The sequence below is a fragment of the Paracoccus sp. (in: a-proteobacteria) genome (genome assembly GCF_030536915.1).
Lineage (GTDB): Bacteria > Pseudomonadota > Alphaproteobacteria > Rhodobacterales > Rhodobacteraceae > Paracoccus.
Genome location: NZ_JAUNPC010000170.1, coordinates 1 through 2,846 on the forward strand (window position 1 = coordinate 1; position 2,846 = coordinate 2,846).

The 2,846-nt window shown below is 66.7% G+C and carries 2 protein-coding genes and 1 pseudogene; 2 read left to right on the top strand and 1 reads right to left on the bottom strand.

Annotated elements, in window-relative coordinates:
- Nucleotides 1-126: 126 nt before the first annotated feature.
- A complete protein-coding gene (locus Q4F04_RS15295; RefSeq protein WP_303370654.1) occupies nucleotides 127-1,059 on the bottom strand; it encodes a ring-cleaving dioxygenase in 933 nt (310 codons plus the stop codon).
- A 114-nt stretch (nucleotides 1,060-1,173) separates the two neighbouring features.
- On the opposite strand from Q4F04_RS15295, the gene Q4F04_RS15300 reads away from it, so the two are divergent.
- Both Q4F04_RS15300 and Q4F04_RS15305 read left to right on the top strand, forming a co-directional pair.
- A complete protein-coding gene (locus Q4F04_RS15300) occupies nucleotides 1,174-2,073 on the top strand; it encodes a LysR family transcriptional regulator (RefSeq protein WP_303370655.1) in 900 nt (299 codons plus the stop codon).
- 262 nt (nucleotides 2,074-2,335) lie between these two features.
- A pseudogene (locus tag Q4F04_RS15305) lies at nucleotides 2,336-2,846 on the top strand (iron-containing alcohol dehydrogenase); the annotation flags it as partial.

The window sequence follows — 2,846 nt, forward strand, 5'->3', positions numbered from 1 at the left end:
CAGGTCTGCTGCCGGGCGCAGGACGATGATCGACCGCGGCCATGGGCTGAGCGTCAGTCGCCGGGCGAAGGCGCTCGGGATCGGTCGGGGCGGCGTCTGTTGCTTCGGGCGTTTCGGGTCAGGCGATCAGTCGGTGATCGGGGTCAGCGCCTGCTCGATCCACGAGCGCAGATGGGCGTGCTGAGCGGGAACCTTCAGCGCCTCGCCCAAGTGGGCGACGTCCTCGTCACGGGCGAAGCCCGGCTCGTTCGTGGCGATCTCGAACAGCACACCACTGGGGGTGCGGAAGTAGATCGCCCAGAAGTAGTCGCGGTCGATGATGGGGGTGACATGGACGCCCGCGTCCAGCAGGGCCTTGCGGACCTGTTCCTGCGCGGCGCGGTTCTCGACCGCAAAGGCGACGTGGTGGACCGAGCCCGCGCCCTCGCGCGCCCGTTCGGCGTCCGGCTGCACGTCGAGGTCGATGAAGTCGGCGCCATTGCCGTCCTTGATCGCCAGACGGATCGTCGTCCCGTCGCGGGCGACCTGGTCATAGCCCATGAACTTCAGCAGTTCGGCCGTGGCAGCACCGTCGCGCAGTTGCATGGTGACGCCATGAAAGCCGTAAATGCCTTTCTCCGCCGGCACCGGGCCGCCGGCGAAGGGCTGGCGGCTGTCACCCGTGACCTCGGTCAAAGCGAAGCCGTCGCCGTCGGGACCGGAAAAGCGCAGGCGCTTCTCGCCGAAGACCTCGTGTTCCTGCAGGCCGGTGACGCCGTGATTGCCGAAGCGCTCTTTCCAGTAGTCCAGCGAGCCTTCCGGCACCGCGAACACCGTCTCGGTCACCTCGCCGGTGCCACGACGGCCCTTCACGATGTTCGGGAAGGGGAAGTAGGTCATGATGGTGCCGGCAGACCCGGTCTCATCGCCGTAATAAAGGTGATAAACGTCGGGCGCGTCGAAGTTCACGGTCTTCTTGACCCGGCGCAGGCCGAGCACCTTGGTGAAAAAGGCGTTGTTTTCCTGGGCGTCCGAGGCCATGGACGTGGTGTGGTGAAGGCCCTTGATCTGGGTGAGCATGGCGGTTCCTCGGTCTCGTGTGTCGTTGCTTGAAGGAGATATACGGACTCGATTCACTCATCTGAACGAGCACAATATTGCATCCACTATTGCGTTTTTCGTAATGGTCATTTCATGGGCGAACTGGAATCCATTCGCGTCTTCCTTGCGGTCGTCGAGCAGCAAAGCTTCGCAGGCGCCGCCCGGCAGCTTGGGCTGACCCCGGCCTCCGTGACCCGCACCATCGCCGCGCTGGAAGACCGGCTTGGCGTACAGCTTCTGGTCCGCACCACCCGGCAGGTCTCGCTGACCGCGGCGGGGGCGGTCTATGCGGCGAGGGTGGCGCCGCTGGCCGAGGGGATGGCCGAGGCCGCGCAGGAAACGCGCGAGGCGCAGGGCATCACCTCGGGGCTGATCCGCGTCAGTGCGCCGATCTCGATGGGGATGCGGGTGCTGCCGGCGGTGCTGTCGCAGTTCGCCACACTTTATCCGCAGACGCATGTGGCGCTGAGCCTGTCGGACAGCTTCGTGGACATCGTCGAGGAGGATTACGACCTTGCGATCCGCATCTCGGGGCCGCCCGAGGACAAGTCCACCATCTGGCGCAGGATCAGCCCGGTGCCCCGGGTGCTGGTCGCCGCGCCCAGCTACCTGACGGCCCATGGCACCCCCGGCGATCCGGGCGACCTGGCGGGCCACATCTGCCTCAGCTACCGCTCGGACGCCCGCGACGAGGTCTGGGAACTGTCAAAGGGACCCTCCCGCCGCAGCCATCGGGCGACAGGGCGGTTCAGCGCCAACAACGGCGACGTGCTGGCGCGGCTGGTGCTGAACGGGGAAGGCATCGCGCTGCTGCCCCGCTTCATCGTCGAGGAGGATCTGGACGCCGGGCGGCTGGCCGAGGTCCTGCCCGACTGGTCCTCGCCCGAGATCTGGCTCACGCTCTATTACCCGCCCTACGCGCGGCTGCCGCTGAAGGTCGCGACCTTCTCGGACTTCTTCGAGACCTTCATCAAGGAAATCCGGCCGCTGTAAGCCGGAGAAAGAGGCCCGGTGTCGTCCTTTCAGCCAGAATTCGCCCTGTCCCAACCTGCCCTGCGGCTGCGCTTTGGCCCCGGGGTCCGGCGCGACACGGGCGTCGAGATCGAAAGGCTGGGCTGCGCGCGTGCCGCGGTGCTTTCGACGCCCGGCAAGACCGGCATGACCGAGGAACTTGCCGCCGAGATGGGTGGGCTCGCCGCCGGGATCGTGCCGCTGGCAAAGATGCACACCCCTGTGCCGGTGACCGAGACGGCGCTTGGAGGAGATTCGGCGGCTCGGGGTAGATTGCCTTGTCGCGATCGGCGGCGGCTCCACCATCGGTCTCGGTAAGGCGATCGCCCTTCGCACCGGGTTGCCGCAGATCGTGCTGCCGACGACCTATGCCGGCAGCGAAGCGACAGGGTTCTCGGGCAGACCGAAGACGGGCGGAAGACCACGTTGACCGATCCGAAGGTGCAGCCGCAGGTCATCCTCTACGACGCGGAACTGGTGCGGTCGCTGCCGGTGCCGATTACCGTGGCAAGCGCCTTGAACGCGATGGCCCATGCCGCCGAAGGGCGCTATGCGCGGGACCGCAACCCGATCGCGGCCCTGTTTGCCATTGAGGGGCTTCGCGCCTTCCGCAAGGCGCTGCCGATAGTCTGCGAGAACCCGCATGACCTCGAAGCTCGCGGCGGGACCCTTTATGGCGCCTGGCTCTGCGGTACGGTTCTGGGACAGGTTGGCATGGCCCTGCACCACAAGCTGTGCCACGTGCTCGGCGGCTC